A 415-nucleotide genomic window follows, 5' to 3' on the forward strand; every position below is an offset into this window, starting at 1 on the left:
TTGCATGTTGTATCGGCTATAGTTGCGTTTTGTTATATTGTTTGTGTGTATGTTGATGTTTTGTTGTGTGTTGTGTTTTTTTTTTTTAGTTTGTCGATATTAGTGTGCCCATCATCCATTCTGACGGCTCATTCGCTGGAGTAGTCGCTGCTCATTTGAGTTGGGAATGGGCAGAGGAAGTCATGCAGTATGTATTACGCCCAATGAATCGCCAAGAAAATGAGTTAGAGGTCTTCGTCTTGAGTCCGGGTACCCAGCGCGTCATCCTCGGTCCGGAAGAATTTCTTGGCAAGCCGCTTCCGATTGAGTCCGCCTCTTTGTCGAGTGGAAAAACCGGTTGGGTATTAGAGGAATGGCCGAACGGTGAATCCTATCTTACGGGGTTTGCCGGCGGCCGGACCAATTGGGATTATCC

At 47.0% G+C, this 415-nt stretch carries 1 pseudogene; it reads left to right on the forward strand.

Annotation, left to right across the window (positions count from 1 at the left end):
- Window positions 1–182 precede the first annotated feature (182 nt).
- Window positions 183–415, forward strand: a pseudogene (locus BHE18_RS00665) (diguanylate cyclase); the annotation flags it as partial.

The sequence above is a fragment of the Rossellomorea aquimaris genome (genome assembly GCF_001877785.1).
Taxonomy (GTDB): Bacteria; Bacillota; Bacilli; order Bacillales; family Bacillaceae_B; genus Rossellomorea; species Rossellomorea aquimaris_A.